The organism is Aeromonas sp. DSM 116730, from assembly GCF_046581335.1.
Classification (GTDB): domain Bacteria; phylum Pseudomonadota; class Gammaproteobacteria; order Enterobacterales; family Aeromonadaceae; genus Aeromonas; species Aeromonas rivipollensis.
Genome location: NZ_CP144265.1, coordinates 2,160,176 through 2,176,874, shown reverse-complemented (window position 1 = coordinate 2,176,874; position 16,699 = coordinate 2,160,176). Strand labels below are relative to the sequence as shown.

The 16,699-nt window shown below is 62.3% G+C and carries 17 protein-coding genes; 7 read left to right on the top strand and 10 right to left on the bottom strand.

The genetic code is table 11. The features are described 5' to 3' along the window. Nucleotides 1-69: 69 nt before the first annotated feature. Genes fruA through fruB form a run of 3 tightly spaced genes read right to left on the bottom strand, consistent with a single transcriptional unit; the run spans nucleotide 70 to nucleotide 3,892 of the window. Entirely contained in the window at nucleotides 70-1,806 is a 1,737-nt protein-coding gene (gene fruA / locus Aeroheme_RS09910) for a PTS fructose transporter subunit IIBC (protein ID WP_408864060.1), read from the bottom strand. Then, on the bottom strand, nucleotides 1,803-2,792 hold the full coding sequence (gene pfkB, locus Aeroheme_RS09905) for a 1-phosphofructokinase (protein WP_411167185.1): 990 nt from the start codon (nucleotides 2,790-2,792) through the stop codon (nucleotides 1,803-1,805). The genes fruA and pfkB overlap by 4 nt, the downstream gene beginning before the upstream one ends. Then, the gene (gene fruB, locus Aeroheme_RS09900; RefSeq protein ID WP_411167184.1) at nucleotides 2,792-3,892 is read right to left on the bottom strand and encodes a fused PTS fructose transporter subunit IIA/HPr protein; all 1,101 of its coding nucleotides are present in this window, start codon (nucleotides 3,890-3,892) and stop codon (nucleotides 2,792-2,794) included. The genes pfkB and fruB overlap by 1 nt, the downstream gene beginning before the upstream one ends. A 306-nt stretch (nucleotides 3,893-4,198) precedes the next feature. Here fruB and cra point away from each other — a divergent pair, with 306 nt between their 5' ends. The 5 genes from cra to Aeroheme_RS09875 all read left to right on the top strand — a co-directional run bounded on the left by cra (nucleotide 4,199) and on the right by Aeroheme_RS09875 (nucleotide 9,458). Further along, the gene (gene cra / locus Aeroheme_RS09895) at nucleotides 4,199-5,197 is read left to right on the top strand and encodes a catabolite repressor/activator (RefSeq protein ID WP_411167183.1); all 999 of its coding nucleotides are present in this window, start codon (nucleotides 4,199-4,201) and stop codon (nucleotides 5,195-5,197) included. Nucleotides 5,198-5,501: 304 nt separating this feature from the next. Beyond that, a complete protein-coding gene (locus Aeroheme_RS09890; protein ID WP_408753196.1) occupies nucleotides 5,502-6,695 on the top strand; it encodes an aromatic amino acid transport family protein in 1,194 nt (397 codons plus the stop codon). A gap of 227 nt (nucleotides 6,696-6,922) precedes the next feature. Continuing rightward, nucleotides 6,923-7,327, top strand: a complete 405-nt coding sequence (locus Aeroheme_RS09885; protein WP_404836342.1) for an antitoxin Xre-like helix-turn-helix domain-containing protein — start codon at nucleotides 6,923-6,925, stop codon at nucleotides 7,325-7,327. A gap of 8 nt (nucleotides 7,328-7,335) precedes the next feature. After that, complete coding sequence (locus Aeroheme_RS09880) at nucleotides 7,336-8,019, top strand: RES family NAD+ phosphorylase (protein WP_408753241.1); 684 nt, start codon at nucleotides 7,336-7,338, stop codon at nucleotides 8,017-8,019. A 1,052-nt stretch (nucleotides 8,020-9,071) separates the two neighbouring features. Continuing rightward, complete coding sequence (locus Aeroheme_RS09875; RefSeq protein ID WP_106886716.1) at nucleotides 9,072-9,458, top strand: MAPEG family protein; 387 nt, start codon at nucleotides 9,072-9,074, stop codon at nucleotides 9,456-9,458. Nucleotides 9,459-9,552: 94 nt separating this feature from the next. Here the strand turns inward: Aeroheme_RS09875 and Aeroheme_RS09870 are convergent, their stop codons facing one another. Continuing rightward, entirely contained in the window at nucleotides 9,553-10,941 is a 1,389-nt protein-coding gene (locus Aeroheme_RS09870) for a DEAD/DEAH box helicase (protein WP_106886715.1), read from the bottom strand. 314 nt (nucleotides 10,942-11,255) lie between these two features. Between Aeroheme_RS09870 and Aeroheme_RS09865 the strand changes: the two genes are divergently transcribed. Next, entirely contained in the window at nucleotides 11,256-12,068 is an 813-nt protein-coding gene (locus Aeroheme_RS09865) for a substrate-binding periplasmic protein (RefSeq protein WP_411167236.1), read from the top strand. A gap of 89 nt (nucleotides 12,069-12,157) precedes the next feature. On the opposite strand, the gene aroC is transcribed toward Aeroheme_RS09865, so the two are convergent. After that, a complete protein-coding gene (aroC, locus tag Aeroheme_RS09860; protein ID WP_025327059.1) occupies nucleotides 12,158-13,246 on the bottom strand; it encodes a chorismate synthase in 1,089 nt (362 codons plus the stop codon). A 16-nt stretch (nucleotides 13,247-13,262) separates the two neighbouring features. Beyond that, nucleotides 13,263-14,198 carry a 50S ribosomal protein L3 N(5)-glutamine methyltransferase gene (prmB, locus tag Aeroheme_RS09855; protein ID WP_106887942.1) on the bottom strand — a complete coding sequence of 312 codons (936 nt, stop codon included), beginning with the start codon at nucleotides 14,196-14,198 and terminating at the stop codon, nucleotides 13,263-13,265. A gap of 65 nt (nucleotides 14,199-14,263) precedes the next feature. Here prmB and smrB point away from each other — a divergent pair, with 65 nt between their 5' ends. After that, the gene (smrB, locus tag Aeroheme_RS09850; protein ID WP_025327061.1) at nucleotides 14,264-14,788 is read left to right on the top strand and encodes an endonuclease SmrB; all 525 of its coding nucleotides are present in this window, start codon (nucleotides 14,264-14,266) and stop codon (nucleotides 14,786-14,788) included. A gap of 40 nt (nucleotides 14,789-14,828) precedes the next feature. Here smrB and Aeroheme_RS09845 read toward each other — a convergent pair whose 3' ends face one another. The 4 genes from Aeroheme_RS09845 to Aeroheme_RS09830 form a co-directional block, all read right to left on the bottom strand. Next, nucleotides 14,829-15,239 carry an SRPBCC family protein gene (locus Aeroheme_RS09845; RefSeq protein ID WP_411167182.1) on the bottom strand — a complete coding sequence of 137 codons (411 nt, stop codon included), beginning with the start codon at nucleotides 15,237-15,239 and terminating at the stop codon, nucleotides 14,829-14,831. Between the two features lie 87 nt (nucleotides 15,240-15,326). Continuing rightward, the gene (locus Aeroheme_RS09840) at nucleotides 15,327-15,545 is read right to left on the bottom strand and encodes a DUF4287 domain-containing protein (protein ID WP_411167181.1); all 219 of its coding nucleotides are present in this window, start codon (nucleotides 15,543-15,545) and stop codon (nucleotides 15,327-15,329) included. 47 nt (nucleotides 15,546-15,592) lie between these two features. After that, nucleotides 15,593-15,991, bottom strand: a complete 399-nt coding sequence (locus tag Aeroheme_RS09835) for a GFA family protein (RefSeq protein ID WP_025327064.1) — start codon at nucleotides 15,989-15,991, stop codon at nucleotides 15,593-15,595. A 218-nt stretch (nucleotides 15,992-16,209) separates the two neighbouring features. Further along, nucleotides 16,210-16,575 carry a VOC family protein gene (locus Aeroheme_RS09830; RefSeq protein WP_411167180.1) on the bottom strand — a complete coding sequence of 122 codons (366 nt, stop codon included), beginning with the start codon at nucleotides 16,573-16,575 and terminating at the stop codon, nucleotides 16,210-16,212. Nucleotides 16,576-16,699 lie beyond the last annotated feature (124 nt).

Sequence of the window (16,699 nt, the reverse complement as noted above, 5' to 3'; positions counted from 1 at the left end):
CCCTCCTTCTGCCCACCAAAACAAAAGGCGGCCCGCAGGCCGCCTTGTCATTCATCGGAGTGATGCCCGTCAGGCCGTTGCCAGCTTGGCCTGCTCCTCGCCGCGCTTGAGCATGGCGTAGGAGACCCCGGTCAGGAGCGAGCCTGCGGCAATCGCCAGTATGTACATCATCACGTGGCTGATGGCGTTCGGGATGAAGAGCACGAACAGACCGCCGTGGGGCGCCACCAGTTCGCAGCCGAACAGCATGGAGAGCGCACCTGTCAGGGCACCGCCCACCATGCAGGCCGGGATAACCCGCATCGGATCCTTGGCCGCGAAGGGAATGGCCCCCTCGGAGATGAAGCACAGACCCAGCACGAAGGAGGCCTTGCCCGCTTCCTGCTCCGCCTTGATGAACTTCTTGCTGGCCAGGAAGGTGGCTATCCCCATCCCCAGGGCCGGCACCATGCCGGCGGCCATCACGGCAGCCATGGGGGCATAGGTCTTGGAGGCGAGCAGGCCGACCCCGAAGGCGTAGGCCGCCTTGTTGACCGGGCCACCCATGTCGAAGCACATCATGGCGCCGATGATGACACCCAGCAGCACGGCGTTGGCAGAGCCCATGTTGTTGAGGAACTCTGTCATGGCATTCATGATGCCGGCCACCGGGCCGCCCACCACGTAGATCATGACGAGGCCGGTGAACAGGCTGGCAAAGAGCGGAATGATGAGGATGGGCTTGAGCGCTTCCAGGGTCACCGGCAGGCGCACCTTGTCGCTCAGGTACTTGGCACTGTAACCGGCGAGGAAACCGGCGACTATGCCGCCGAGGAAACCAGCGCCCAGCGAACTTGCCAGCATACCGCCAATCATGCCGGGAGCCAGGCCCGGACGGTCGGCAATGGAGTAGGCGATGTAGCCGGCCAGTACAGGGATCATCAGGGCGAAGGCGGAGCCGCCGCCAATCTTCATCAGGGCAGCCGCCAGGGTACCCTCTTCCTTGAACGCCTCTATGCCGAAGATGAAGGAGAGCGCGATGATGAGGCCACCGGCCACCACCATGGGCAGCATGAAGGAGACACCGGTCAGCAGGTGCTTGTAGGGGCCGGCCTTCTCCTCTTTCTTGGCCGCGGCGGCGCCGCTGTGGCGATAGGTCTTCGCCTCTGTCCACGCCTTGTCGAGCTCGGCGCGGGTCTTCTTCAGGGCTGCTCCCGTGCTGGTGCGATAGACGGGCTTGCCATCGAAGCGTGCCATGTCCACTTCGATGTCGGTGGCGAGGAACACCAGATCGGCGGCGGCGATCTCATCCGCAGTCAGGGCGTTCTGGGCACCGACCGAACCCTGGGTCTCGACACGGATCTGGTGACCCAGCTGCTTGGCCATGGTCTCCAGCGCTTCCGCCGACATGAAGGTGTGGGCCACGCCGGTCGGGCAGGCGGTGACGGCAACGATGCGCTTGGCACCTGTGGTCGCCTTGGGAGCGGCAGTGGCAACCACGGGCGCGGCCTGATGGCGATAGAGGCTGGCACCACTCGCGGCGGCTTCCAGCAGGGCGGCAGGATCCTGCAGCGCCAGATCCATGCTGCCCTGATAGAGGCGCTTGCCGTCATAGGCGGCGAGATCCACAGGGGCACTAGCGACTACCAGCACCAGTTCGGCGGCGGCAATCTGCTCTTTCGAGGGAACCTGGCGGGGCTGCACGCTGGAGCCGACGTCGAGGGTGAGCTCCCAGCCCGCCAGCTTGGCCTGCTGTTCTATCCGTTTTGCAGCGAGAAAGCTGGTGGCAATGCCCGCCGGGCAAGCCGTAACCAGAATTGCTTTCATTGGGCATCTCCTGAGTGTGTCATCGAAAGGGGATTGGATTGAGCCGGTGCCAGGTCATCCAGACGCTGCACGCGCACCTGCTCGAGTAAGGGGGTGAGTACCTTGATATCGTCAAAGCCGACCGCCACCTGGCTCACCGCCAGGGCAGAGACGGCGGTGGCCAGGCGCAGGGTCTGCTCCGGCGCCCAGCCAAGGCTCAAGCCATGGGCCAGCCCCGCCACCAGGGAGTCGCCGGCACCGACTGTGCTGACGACATTCATGCGCGGCGGAATGGCCTGCCAGACGGCATCGGGGCCAAACCAGATGAGGCCGTCGGCGCCATTGGAGATCACCACATGGGGGATACCGGCGGCCTGCAGGGCGCGGGCACAGTCGGCCTGATCGCTCAGGGTCTTGATGGGGCGACCTGCCCACTGGCTGAGTTCTTCCAGATTGGGCTTGACCAGGGTCGGCGCCGCCTTGATGCCCTCGCTCAGGGCCGCGCCGCTGCAATCGAAGATCACCTGCTTGCCCTTGGCCTTGAGCAGGCTGATGAGCTTGGCGCAGTAGCCAGGCTCGACCCCCTTGGGCAGGCTGCCCGCCAGCACGAACCAGTCGGCACGCGGCGCCAGTTTCTCTATCTCGGCCTCCAGCGCGGCCACTTCCGCCTGGTGCACGTCAAGCCCCGGCAGATTGAGATCCGTGACCCGACCCGATTGCTCGGAGATCTTGACGTTGATGCGGGTGCTGCCCGCCACGCGCACGAAGTGATCGGCCAGTGAGCGTTCGGCAAACAGGGAAACAAAACTCTGCTGGTTGTCAGCCCCGAGCCAGCCGGTCAGGCCCACGTCACGGCCGAGATCTTTCAGGACCATGGCGACGTTGATCCCCTTGCCCGCGGCGCGCAAGGAAGCCTCGCTCACCAGGTTCACCTCCCCCAGGCTCATGGTGCCCAGACGGGCGGTGAGATCCAGCGCTGGGTTGAGGGTGATGGTCACTATGTCCATCAGTGTGCCCCCTCGCCCAGACCGGCGGCAATGGCTTCGCCTATGCCCTTGAGGGCCGCCTCGGCATCCGCCCCTTCTGCACGGAACGCAAGACGGTGACCGCACTTGACACCAAGGCCGATGACCTTCATCAGGCTCTTGGCGGAGACGGCTTCGCCGCTGCCATCCAGGTTCGCCACCCGGATGTCGGATGCAAACTCCTTGGCCACCTTGACCAGCATGGCGCCCGGGCGGGCGTGCAGGCCATGGGGGTTGATGATGGTGAAAGTCTCGGCAAGACCGCTCGCCGGCCCCGCCTGCAACATGGCCAGCCCGTCACTGCCCGCGAGCGTCCCGAGCTGACCGGCGGCAGCCAGCTTGGCCAGGTTCTCCAGCTGGGGCAGATGGCTGCTGTCTGCGGCGCACAGCAGCAAGAGGGCGCTGACCGGCAGCTCCCCTGCGCTGAGCGCGTTGCTCGGAGTCGCCAACACCCAGCCGGTCTGGGCTGCCGGCGTGCGGGCCAGCCAGACGCCATCCCCCAGATAGACAGGCTCGCTTGCCAGCAGGGAGGTCACCATGGCGGCCTCCCCCCAGCCGGCGGATTTGGCGCGGGCGGCGGCTCCCAGCAGCAGCTGGTCGCGATCGTCGGCCGGGAAGTCCGCCAGGGTCAGGTATTGCACCTCTTTGGCCGCGGTCGCGCCGGTGAGGATGTTGATGATGGTCTCTTCATCTGTGGCCTCTTTCAATTGCGCGGCCGCCTGCTCGTCACCCAGTACATGGGTGAGCTGGCGCAAGATGCCCAGATGCTCGTCGGACTTGGCGGCGATGCCGATGGCCACATAGGCAGTCTGCCCCTCATCCCACTCGATGCCATGAGGGAACTGGGCCACCATGACACCTGTGCTCTTGACCAGATGGCGGGTGTCCGTGGTGCCGTGGGGAATGGCGATGCCGCTGCCAAGGTAGGTGGCGTGCTGGGCTTCCCGCGCCAGCATGCCGTCCACATAACCGGCCTCCACCAGACCCGCTTCGGTCAGTTTGCCTGCCAGCAGGGCGATGGCGTCCGCCTTGTTCGTCACCGATTGTCCCAGCAGGATTTGCTGTCGCGCCAACTTCAACATAGAGATTCTCCATCAGGTCCGGCTTCGCCTCGCGGCACACCGGCTCAACTCAACTTGGATTTCGGGTAATTTGCCTGCTGACAATAGACGGGAATCTTCCCCCGGGGATGCCGCTGCGGCATTTCCTGGTCGAACATTCATCGCTTACTGACAAGCTGAATCGTTTCACTTACACTCAGACTGAATCGTTTCAGCCAATTGTTCAAGATCCCACTGAGAGTGCTTTTCAATGATATGATCCCGCGCACACTTTTCGGTGCCCCCACCTGAAACCGTCGCGGGCCTTGCAACTCAAACAGAGCCAATATGATGAAACTGGATGAAATCGCCGCCCTGGCCGGTGTCTCGCGTACCACCGCCAGCTATGTGATCAACGGCAAGGCGGATCAATATCGCATCAGCCAGGCCACCCGTGACAAGGTGATGGCAGTGGTCCTGGCCCACAACTATCAGCCGGACAGCCGCGCCGCCTCCCTGCGCGGCGGCCAGACCAGGACCCTGGGCTTCATCCTGCCGGACCTTGAGAACGCCAGTTACGCCAAGCTCGCCAAGCGCCTCGAGCAAGGCGCCCGGGCTCAGGGCTATCAGCTGCTGATCGTCTGCTCGGAAGACGAGCCGGAGACCGAGAAGGAGCTGGCCCGGATGCTGGTCAGCCGCCATGTGGATGCGCTGCTGGTGGCGAGCTGCCTGCCACCGGCGGATCCTTTCTATCGGGAGCAGCAGACCCATGGCGTGCAGATCCTGGCCATAGACCGGGCCCTGGCCGCCGAGCACTTCATTACAGTGGCGAGTGAAAACCAGAAGGCGAGCTGCGATCTCACCGCCTCCCTGCTCACCCCCGCCCTTCGCCACCTGGCCCTGATCACAGCGCTGCCAGGTCTCACGATCAGCCAGGAGCGCCGCGCCGGTTTCGAGCAGGCGTTGAGCAGCCACGCCAGCGCCGCCCTGCTGACACCCCATGTCTGCGAGGGAGCCCACTTCTCCCGCGCCGAGGGCTATCGTCTGATCAAGGAGCTGCACCAGCGGCTCGGCCAACTGCCCGAGGCGCTGGTCGCCACCTCCTACATATTGATGGAGGGGGTGCTCGACTATCTGCTGGAGCAGGAAGCCGACATGAGCCGGATTGCCATGGCCACCTTCGGGGACGATCGGCTGCTGGACTTCCTCCCCTTTGGCATCAACTCACTGCCCCAGCAGCACGACGCCCTAGCTGCCCAGGCCCTTGCCCTCGCCTTCGAGGCCATCAACGGCCACTACCGCTCTGGTCTGCACTATGTGAGCCGCACCCTCAAGCGTCGCCGCTGACGCCCCCTCACGCGCCGGCGGCCTCCTGCCACGCTGGCGCGCTTTTCCACCAGTCAAGACCGCTTACTGTCATCTTTTATTTCCACTCATTGCCACCTCACAGTACAAAATCCGCCTTTTCAGGCTTGTTTCCACTATTTTGATCCGTTAACGTGGCAACCATATTTTACAATCCACAGGGTTTTCGTAACGATGCGTCCACTCCGATATTGCTAGCCTCCGGTCTCGCCCCCGGAGGCACCCGGCCAACAGCGCCACTGACACGCTTTTTTGAATACGCAGTTTCTCTATCTGGATGGACACCATGAACACCAAAACCCTGGGTTGCACCCTGCTGATTGCCGGCACCACCATAGGCGCAGGCATGCTGGCCCTGCCGCTGGCCTCCTCGTCGCTGGGCGGCCCCGCCACCCTGCTGCTGATGGTCGGGCTCTGGGCCCTGATGGCCTTCACCGCCATGCTGCAGGTGGAGGCCAGCCTCAATACCGGCAAGTGGTACCTGCACCAGTTGGCGGATCACCTGCTCGGCCCCTGGGGCAAGCGCATCGCCTCCTTCTGTATCCTGATGCTGTTTTACTCGCTGGCCTCCGCCTACATCAGCGGCGGCAGCAGCCTGTTGGCACAGGCGCTGGCCGATGCGGGCACCACCGTCAGCCAGGAGCAGGCGGCCTGGGCCTTCACCCTGCTGTTTGGCGGCATGGTGTGCGTCGGCACCAAACAGGTGGATTACCTCAATCGACTGATGTTCACCGTCAAACTGGTGATCATGGTAGGGGTGCTGGCACTGCTGCTGCCCCGCGCCGAGGGGCAACATCTGCTCTCCATGCCGCTCGGTCAGGGCTTGCTGCTGGCGGGCCTGCCGGTCATCTTCACCTCGTTCGGCTTCCACGGCTCCATCCCGAGCGTCATGCTCTACCTCGGCGACTGCCCCAAGCAGCTGCGCAGGGTCTTTGTGTGGGGCTCTGCCCTGCCGCTCATCCTCTATGTGCTGTGGCAGGTAGCCATCCTCGGCCTGCTCGGTCAGCAGACCCTGATCCAGACCGGCGGGGCGCTCGACAGCCTGCTCGCCAGCGTCGGCAACCTGGTCAGCTGGCCCGCCTTCAATCAGGCGATGCACCTGTTCGCCGATCTCGCGCTCGCCACCTCCTTCCTCGGGGTGACCCTGGGGCTCTTTGACTTCATGGCCAAGGTGACCCGCCGCAAGGACAACTGGCAGGGCCGCAGCCAGACAGGCATGATCACCTTCGTGCCTCCCCTACTGTTTGCCCTTTACTTCCCGCAAGGCTTCATCATGGCGCTGGGTTACGCCGCCATTGCCCTGGCTGTGCTGGCGGTGCTGCTGCCGGTGGCCCTGGTGTGGCAGAGCCGCAAGCAGGCCGAGGCGCACCACTACCGTGTCCCGGGCGGCGTGCTGGCCCTCGGACTCGCCGGCGCCATGGGGGTGCTGATCGTTGGCGTCCAGGTGAGCGTCAGCCTCGGCATGTTGCCCGAGCTCTAAGCCGCGACCTTCCCTGCGGCTCGCGAGAGGCCCCGCCAACCCGGTTGGCGGGGCCTCTCATCATTTACCCGCCCAGCAATGGGACGCCGCACCTTGCAGCCTCTCTATTCGTGTCCCGATATGAACAAAATTACACATGCATGTACATATATGGACAATTTCGCCATACTGAGGACAAGGCAAACTCACACCGAGGTTCGCCCCGATGCAACCCATAAGGAGGAGCCATGGTCGCCACAGCACAAGCCAACCACCGGGACACTGCCGTCGATCCCAGCAAGGCGCTGCCGGTGGTGTTCCGCATTCTGGACAAATGGCGGTGCAGCACGGATGAACAGCTGACCCTGCTCGGTATCTCTTCCCGTTCGACCTTGAGCAAGTACAAGGAGGCGAGCGGTGGCATCCGGCTCAGCGCCGATCTGCAGGAGCGGATGAGCTACATCCTCAACATCCACAAGAGCCTGCGGGTGCTGTTCAGCGTCGATGAGAGCATCTACGGCTGGGTGCGCAAGCCCAACAGCCACCCCTTCTTCGCCGGGCGCAGCGCCATGGATGTCATGCAGGGGGGCCGCGTCGCCGATCTCTATGAAGTGGCCAACCGGTTGCACGCCTGGCGTGGAGGCATGGCCTGATGTCCGCGATGCCGCCATCGAGCGAGCTACAGGATCAGCAGGCCTTTCGCATCATCCCGAGCCGCTATCCCCCCATCTGCCTCTATGAGGACGTGGCCAACGCGGACGAGCTGGAGGCGGTCTGGGCCGTCGAGGCCCTGACCAACGATCGCCTGCGGGAAGAGGCCGGGGAGCTGGCGCGAGTACCGAAAGAGGATTGGCTGGTGGGACTGGCCGGTGGCAGCTATGTGATGGCCGCCTTCACCCACCTCAATCCGGAGGGGGCCCGCTTCACCACGGGGGACTTTGGCGGCTACTACTGCGCCCCCCTGCTCGACACCGCGGTGAAAGAGACCGTCTATCACCAGGAGCGGGTCTTCGGCTACACCCAGGAACCGCCCCAGAAGCTGCAGATGCGGGTGCTGCACACCGAGTTTTGCGCCAAGCTCGTCGATATCCGCGGGGATGGTTACCTCACCTCCCCCCTCTATCACGCCACCGACTATGGCCACTCCCAGGCCTTCGCCCAGGAGCAGAAGCGCGGAGGGGCGGACGGCATCCACTATCGTTCGGTGCGCCACAGCGGCCACGACTGCTATGTGCTCTACCGCCCCCGCCTTATCACCAAAATTCACCAGACCCAGCATCTGGAATACCACTGGAACGGCAGCGCCATCGCCAATGTGCTGCAGATAAGGCTCTATGGGGAATGACTCTCCCATCTTGGCATAATAAAGCCCGCCAGATTGGCGGGCTTTATTATGCCATGAAACCCTGGAGCTATAGTGGTACAGTATTATCTAACTTGGTCCAAGCAAGGTATCAATTCCAGTCCGGTGCCAAGTAATAACTAGTTATGTACATACAATTGTTATCTTCTTTCATCAATCCAGCTCTTTATGCTTGTGAGAGGCTGCTGTCCGACAACGGTAGGATTCTGATGCAAGATGCAAGATGCAAGATGCACGATGCACGATGCACGATGCACCAGATTATCCCAGCTCCAAATAGCGATATAAGTGTGTTTTCACTATGCCTGCTTCTGATCCACAAGCTAATAAAACCCCATTGGCGAATTTAAAATAAATAACAATGACAATAATATATCCACCAACAAGCTAAACAATCACTTTTTTAAAAAGTCAGTAACTAAAAGATATAATGTAATCGATGTTCCAGCAATAACCCCGTATACTATAGCTCGCTCTACATCCTCCCAAGATGTGATTACCTGCCCCTTTGTAACATAAAAAAACAACGTTCCTACAACACCTAAAAAGAAACATAGAAAAATACAATACAAACATGAATAAACCCACACTTTAATGTAATCTTTCATTTTGTTACAACTTTTTTTCTTTGCCGGTATTATTATCTATATATTTATTTGCAAAACCAGTGAATAACTCACTTCCGAGAGCGCTTGTTGCCTCGAAAATAAATTCTGGAACTCTCCCATCACTAATAGCTTTTCCTACTACTTCAGGTGCATATCTACCATCCCCCCTCCAGTGCAGAACCGGTTTCTTAAATAGCTTTTTTGTCTAGCTTGAAGTCGTCAATTATTAGAAGTGACCCAATGGCCACACCTATATCACCCTTTATCCCATGACCAGGGGATACTGCCCCAGCAACAGCAGCAAGGGTGGCAATGATGCTTCGGGTTTCTCGCCAATTCGCCACATCTTGCTGCTACCCTCAGAGGCAAGCCATTGAGGCGCCAAGCAATATCAAAGCAAACACATCCACTCGAGAGCCAGATACCATGACCATAGTGCCCATCTACGCAGCCCTGCTCGCCCTGCTCTTTGTCTTGCTCAGCGTGCGCACCATTCGCACCCGCCATAGTCGGGGGGTGGCGCTGGGGCACGGGGAAGATCCCGCCATGCTGCGGGCCATGCGGGTGCACGCCAACTTTGCCGAGTATGTTCCCCTGGCCCTGCTGCTCATCTATTTTGTCGAAGCCTCCAGCCAGACCCCCTGGCTTGTTCATCTGATGGGAGCCAGCTTGCTGTGCGGCCGCCTCTGCCACGCCTTTGGCATGAGCCGCACACCGGAGAACTTCCGCTATCGGGTGGTGGGGATGGGGCTGACCTTCAGCGTGATCCTGGTGAGCGCGGCTCATATCTTGACCACGGCGCTCATCCCCTGACCATTTCACTGCTGGCCACAAACAAAAAGCCCGCACCAGATGGTGCGGGCTTTTTTAGCAACCGAACAGCCGGGGAGCCTGGCTCCCGAGCCGCTTACTGGTTGTGGCTGGCGCGGCGGGGACGACGGGCCTGGGCCGGTTTGGCGGCACCCTCGGCCGGACGCTGTCCACCTTGCGGCTTTGGCTTGCCCGCGTTGCCACCGGTGCGCGCACCGCCAGCATTGCCGGAGCGACCGGCCCCCTGACGCTGACCCTGCGGGCGCGGCGCACGGCGCTCTTCGCTCGGATCGCGCGGCTCTTTGCGAAGGGGCGCGCCTATGCCACGGGCGATGTTGTCCAGTGTCTCGCGGGAGGCTTCAAAACCGACCACCTGCTCGCACTTGATGTTCTGCTTGGTCAGACGCTCGATGGCCTTGATGAGCTTGCCTTCATCGGCCGCCACCAAAGAGATGGCGTGACCAGCGGCGCCGGCACGGCCGGTACGACCGATACGGTGCACGTAGTCTTCCGCCACGTTGGGCAGCTCGAAGTTGACCACTTGCGGCAACTTGTCGATGTCCAGACCACGGGCGGCGATGTCGGTCGCCACCAGCACCTTGACACTGCCTTCCTTGAAACCGGCCAGGGCACGGGTACGGGCACCCTGGCTCTTGTTGCCGTGGATGGCGGCGGCGCTGACGCCGTTCTTGTCGAGGGTCTCGGCAACACGGTTGGCCATGTGCTTGGTACGGGTGAACACCAGTACCTGCTGCCAGTCGTTGCTGGTGACCAGGTGGCTCAAGAGCGCGATCTTGTTGGCCTTGTCACAGGGGTGCACCAGCTGCTCGATACGCTCGGCGGTGCTGTTGCGCGGGGCCACTTCGATCACCGCCGGGTTGTCCAGCAGACCGGTGGCCAGCTCGCGGATCTCGTCGGCGAAGGTGGCGGAGAAGAGCAGGTTCTGGCGCTTCTTCGGCATCAGGGCGAGGATCTTGCGGATGTCGCGGATGAAGCCCATGTCGAGCATGCGGTCCGCTTCGTCCAGTACCAGGATCTCGACTTCGTCGAATTTCACGGCGTTCTGGTTGTAGAGATCCATCAGGCGGCCCGGGCAGGCCACCAGCACGTCCAGACCACGGCGGGTTGCCATCATCTGCGGGTTGATGCTGACACCGCCGAAGACCACGTGGCTGCGGATCGGCAGGTGCTTGCCGTAGTTGCGCACGCTCTCGCCCACCTGGGCAGCCAGCTCGCGGGTCGGAGTCAGCACCAGGGCACGAATGCGGTTCGGGGATACTTTGCGCTTGCTCTCGGTGAGGCGCTGCAGCATCGGCAGGGTAAAGCCTGCGGTCTTGCCGGTCCCGGTCTGGGCGGCGGCCATCAGGTCACGGCCAGCCAGGACGGCCGGGATCGCTTGTTGCTGGATGGGAGACGGGGTGTCGTAGCCTTGCTCGGCAACGGCACGCAACAAGGGTTCGGCCAGACCGAGGGAAGTAAAACTCATAATTACCTGCTAGGGATAGGGGCGCCGGGGATCTGTGGTGGGGCTCCTCTGCTGAGCCGATGCCATCTCACAGGATCTGGGCCTATAGAGAAAACAACGATTTCCCCGGGGAGCAGAGCAAAGGGGAAAGAATAGAGGCGCAGTCTAACGGAGTTGGCGCACTTAGACGAGGAAAATGTGATATGCCTCCCAGCGCGGCTGGAAAAGCCCACTTTGGCGGGGCAGAATGGCGATGATGACGCTCGCCAGGGCCCCTGCCCATTCTGGGGTGCATATTCATACACTCACGACACAGAACAGGGAGGTTCTGCTTGATCAGAAGACATATCCAGGCCGCCATCCGCTCTGCATTGAGCCTGGGACTGCTGCTCACACTGAGCCTGCCTCTGGGCGCCAAGGAGACACTGTCGGTGGCCTGGAGCCACTGGCCCCCCTTCAGCGAGATCGAGGCCGATGGCGAGCTCGGCGGGCTGGACGTGACCCTGACCCGCCAGATCCTCCGCGGCGCCGATCTTGAGCCCGCGTTTCGCAACCTCCCCTGGGCCCGGGCCCTGCACCTGATGGCACGCCAGCAGCTGGATGTCGCCATGGGGGCCCTGAAGACCCCGGAGCGGGAGCGTTTCGCCCGCTTCTCGGCCCCCTACAGACGCGCCAGCTTCGTGCTGCTCAGCCACAAGGCGGCCCCCGGGAATCCAGATCGCTGGCAGGGGATAAGGGGCCTCGCGGATCTGTGCCAGCAGACGGGGCTGCGCCTTGGCAAGCTGCGAGGCACCCGTCCCCTCCCCCTGAGCGACGCCTGTGCTTCCCTCCGGCAGGCGAGCGAATACAACTCGGATGACAGGCTGATCGCCCTCTTGCTGGCGCGGCGCCTCGATGGGGTCATCATAGAGTGGCAATATGCCCGCCATCGGCTGGCCCAGCTGGGGGCAGAGGAGTTCACCCTGTGTCAGGTGCTGTTGCACCAGCAGCAGGTCAGCCTGATGTTTGCCAGCCAGGCGGTGAGCGACGCAGAGCTCGCCCGCATCGATGCCGCCATCGCCGACCTCCCGGCGCCGGACGCGGCGTTTGCCCCGCCGGTGTGCCGCCTCGATGGCAGCCAACCCCGGGAGGAAGGCACTCAGGGCTGACCCTGACGACACCGCACAAACGAGAAAGGCGACCCTGGGGTCGCCTTTTTTGCAGAGCATGGTGATCAGCTGACAGCGCTGCTTGCAGATCAGCGCAGCAGCGGGGTCTGGGTATGCACGCCCTGGTTCTGGGCACGGTGGCGCAGCAGGTGATCCATCAGCACCAGGGCCAGCATGGCCTCGGCGATGGGCACGGCACGGATGCCGACACAAGGATCATGGCGCCCCTTGGTGATCATCTCGGTGGCCTCGCCGCTGGTGTTGATGGTCTTGCCCGGCACAGTGATGCTGGAGGTGGGCTTGAGCGCCATGCTCACCACTATGTCCTGGCCGGAGGAGATACCGCCGAGAATGCCGCCCGCATGGTTGCTGGCAAAGCCGGCCGGGGTCATCTCGTCGCGATGCTCCGAGCCTTTTTGCTCCACCACGGCGAAACCGTCACCTATCTCGACCCCTTTCACCGCATTGATGCCCATCATGGCGTGGGCGATGTCGGCGTCGAGCCGGTCGAACACCGGCTCACCCAGTCCCACAGGCACGTTGCGCGCAATGACAGCCACCTTGGCGCCTATGCTGTTGCCCTCTTTCTTGAGGGCCCGCATGTACTCGTCGAGGGCCTCCAGCTTGCCCGCATCGGGGAAGAAGAAGGGGTTCTGCTCGATCTGGCTCGCATCGAAGGCCTCGGCCTTGATGGGACCAAGCTGGGAGAGAAAGCCCACTATCTCGATACCGTGCATCTGCTTGAGGTACTTCTTGGCGATGGCCCCCGCCGCCACCCGCATGGCGGTCTCGCGCGCCGAGGAGCGGCCACCGCCACGGTAGTCACGCTGACCGTACTTCTGGTGATAGGTGTAGTCGGCGTGGCCCGGACGGAACAGGTCCTTGATCTCGGAGTAGTCCTTGGAGCGCTGATCGGTGTTCTCGATGAGCAGCCCGATGGAGGTGCCCGTGGTGCGTCCCTCGAACACCCCGGCCAGGATCTTCACCTCGTCCGCTTCGCGGCGCTGGGTGGTGTAGCGGGAGGTGCCGGGCTTGCGCCTGTCCAGATCGATTTGCAGATCCGCTTCGCTTATCTCCAGCCCCGGGGGGCAGCCGTCGACCACGGCGCCAAGCGCCAGGCCGTGGCTCTCGCCAAAGGTGGTGACCCGAAAGAGTTGGCCAAAACTGTTCCCTGCCATGGGTGCTCCTTGCTGCTTAGCTCTTGTAAATCGCGAAATGGGCCTGGTACTGCACCAGCTCGGCGCGGGTCATCACGAAGACGCCGTGACCGCCGTTCTCGAACTCGACCCAGGTAAAGGGTACCTCGGGGAATTGGGCTTCCAGGTGGATCATGCTGTTGCCCACCTCGACCACCAGCACGCCGTCATCCTTGAGGAAGTCCGCGGCATTGGCCAGGATGCGCTTGGTGAGCTTGAGGCCGTCGGAGCCCGATGCCAGCGCCAGCTCCGGCTCGTGGCGAAACTCCTCAGGCAAGTCCGACATGTCCTCGGAGTCCACATAGGGCGGGTTGGAGACGATGAGATCGTACTTGTCGCCGGCGGGCAGGTCGCGCATCAGATCGGAGCGGATCGGGATGACCTGCTGCTCGAGGCCATGGTCGTTGATGTTGCGCTCGGCCACGTTGAGGGCATCGACGCTGATGTCGATGGCATCCACTTCCGCATGGGGGAACTCGTGGGCCATGATGATGGCGATGCAACCCGAGCCGGTGCAGAGATCCATGATCCGGGTCGGTTCATGTTTGAGGAAGGGGGCGAAGCGGTTAGCCACCATCTCGGCGATGGGGGAGCGCGGGATCAGCACCCGCTCGTCCACGTAGAACTCCCAACCCGCGTACCAGGCCTTGTTGGTCAGGTAGGCGGCAGGCACCCGCTCCTGTACCCGGCGGATGATCAGCTCGGCGATGCGGTGGCGCTCGCTGGTGGTCAGGCGGGAGTGGCGCATGCCCGGATCCACGTCCGGCGGCAGATGTAACGCGGGCAGCACCAGTTGCACGGCCTCATCCCAGGCGTTGTCGGTACCATGTCCGTAGAAGATCCCGGCGTCGTTGAAACGACTCATGGCCCAGCGCAACATGTCCTGGATGGTGTGCATCTCGGCAACCACCTCGTCGATAAATATCTTGTCCAAATCCACCTCCAAGTCGAGTAATATCCGGCCCGAGAATTCTATACAGCGAGCAAGACGAGTACCTGATGAAAAAATCGCCCTCACCCACAGACGAGGAAAGCCTGCTGTTTCGTGATGCTGTCAAAGGTACCCGGAAAATTAAGCAAGATACCATAAGGGCCTCCTCAAGCCCGGTCAAGCAGAAACGCGAACTGCGCGAAAGCCGCGAAAAGCTTGGGGTTGACCACTTTTTCAGCGACGAGTACCAGCCTCATCTGGACGAAGAGGGCCCGACCCGATTTGTGCGTGAAGACGTGTCAAAATTCGAGCTGAAAAAGCTCAAGCGCGGCCTCTATCCGCCGGAGATCTATCTGGATCTCCATGGCATGAGTCAGCTCCAGGCCAAGCAGGAGCTGGCCGCCCTGCTCACCCTGTGCCAGAAAGAGAACATTCACGTCGCCTCCGTGATGCACGGCATCGGCAAACATGTGCTCAAGCAGCGCATTCCGAGCTGGCTGGCCCAGCACCCCAATGTGCGCGCCTTCCATCAGGCCCCGCGGGAATGGGGGGGCGAGAGCGCCATCCTGGTGCTGCTGGATATCGAGGAGTAGCCCGGCGCCGGGCAGGAGAAGCTTGATCGAAAAGCGCGTCTCAGGACGCGCTTTCCATATAGCGTTTGAAGTTGTCGAGTATGCTCTGCCAGCCGGCGCGCTGCTGCTCGCCGCTGTGTTCGGATTCGGCGTCGAACTCCTCGTGCACCCGGGTGCCTCCCTGCTCCTCCACGAACGTCACCCTGACGGCGCGGCCGTCGTCCATGACATAACCCAGGGAGGTTAGGGGCACCACCTCGGTGAAGGTGCCCTCGAAATCAAACCCCATGCTGCCATCCCGGGCTTCCATACGGTGACAAAAAAGCCCGCCGACCCGCAGATCCACCCGGCTGCCGGGGCAGTGCCACTCGGGGGAGGCGGCGTTCCATGCCATGATGCTGGCGGGGGTGTTCCACCCCTCCCATACCAGAGCGAGTGGCCGCTCGACCCGAACGCTGACACTTATCTTCATCCCTCTTCTCCTCTATTTACCTGCTGATCCGGCGCGGCGGCAGGCAGACCCCTGCGCAGCGACACGACATCGGCTCCTGTTGCGCCTTCAGGGCGTAGGGTGCTGCGTCAGATGGTGGGCCACCAGGGCATTGGCATGGCCGTGGCCCAAGCCGTGCTCGGCCTTGAGCCAGGCCACCAGCGCCATGTGTTTGCGCTCCTCCCGGCCCGCCAGCAGGGCCAGCCAGTGGGCAATCGGCTGCCCGTAGGTTTTCTCGATGGAGGGAAAATAGGAGGCAGGCCCCCTCACCTTCTGTTGCTCATCCATGACAGTCTCCTTGGGGTTTTGCCGACACTGCTGGCGCAGCGACGGGCTCAGGGTTTGGGGGCGAACTGCTCGAACACCTGCTGCCCGGTCAGGGTCGGGGTGTCGTTTTTAAGCTCGTAGAAGTCCGGTTTCTCGTCGATAAAGATCTGCCCGGTGAGCTCGAACGCCTGTTCCTGAAACAGCCCGGCACAGAGGATGTACTCGTCCGTCGGCAACAGATGGTAAAAAAGGTGGGTGCCGCAGGTGGGGCAGAAGCCGCGCTCCGCCCACTCGGACGAGCGGTAGGCCACAGGGCTGAGCCCCTTGAAACTGACCCCCTTGCCGCCATGCACCGCGAACATGGGCCCGCCGGACCAGCGCCGGCACATGGCGCAGTGACACAGGTTGACCTCCTTGTGATCGCCGCTTGAAACGGTGATCCCGCCACACAGACAATGACCTTCCATGATGCCTCCTTGAGTGCTGAGCGGCAGACGGGGCTAAGTGGATCTTGACTCCTTGCCGCACCAGATGAAGTAGCACGGGATCCGGGCGGCGGCAACTGACCATCCCGGGGCCCCACCGCGGGGCCCACGACCCTGGCCTCCCCCCAAAAGGGGAAATCCGCCGCCTTCATTCATGACACGAATGATTCAATAACCCCCATGCACCGGATGAATAAAACTCAGAGCCCCTCCTGCAGGGCGATGCGGTTGCCTTCGCAATCCCTGAGCTCGGCCACCCGGATGTGCTCGTTCACCCGGGTGATGGTATAGAGACACTCCCCTCCCGCTGTCAGCGCCCGGGCCATGGCCCGCTCTATGTCCGCGACCTTCAGATAGACCCGGGTACCGTCCTGGCTCGGCACATAGCTCTCCCCCTTTGCCAGGGCGCCGGAGCAGCCCGCCATGCCGTCAAACAGTGGGAACAGCGCCATCTCGTTGTCATCTATGTGCGCCCGCTCGAGGGTTATCTCGAAGAGCGCTTCATAGAAGCGGATGGCTCGCGTCAGATCCTGCACCGGAATTTCAAAATGGATGGCGATATTCATGTGTCACTCCTCTGTGTGGGATGAGCTCCCAAGCTCCCTCGAATAGATGAAGAGCGCAGGCAAGTGCCCGCCGGGCCCGTCAGAGGCCCCCTTGCGCCGGATCCCCATGAAAGAGGGGAAGAGA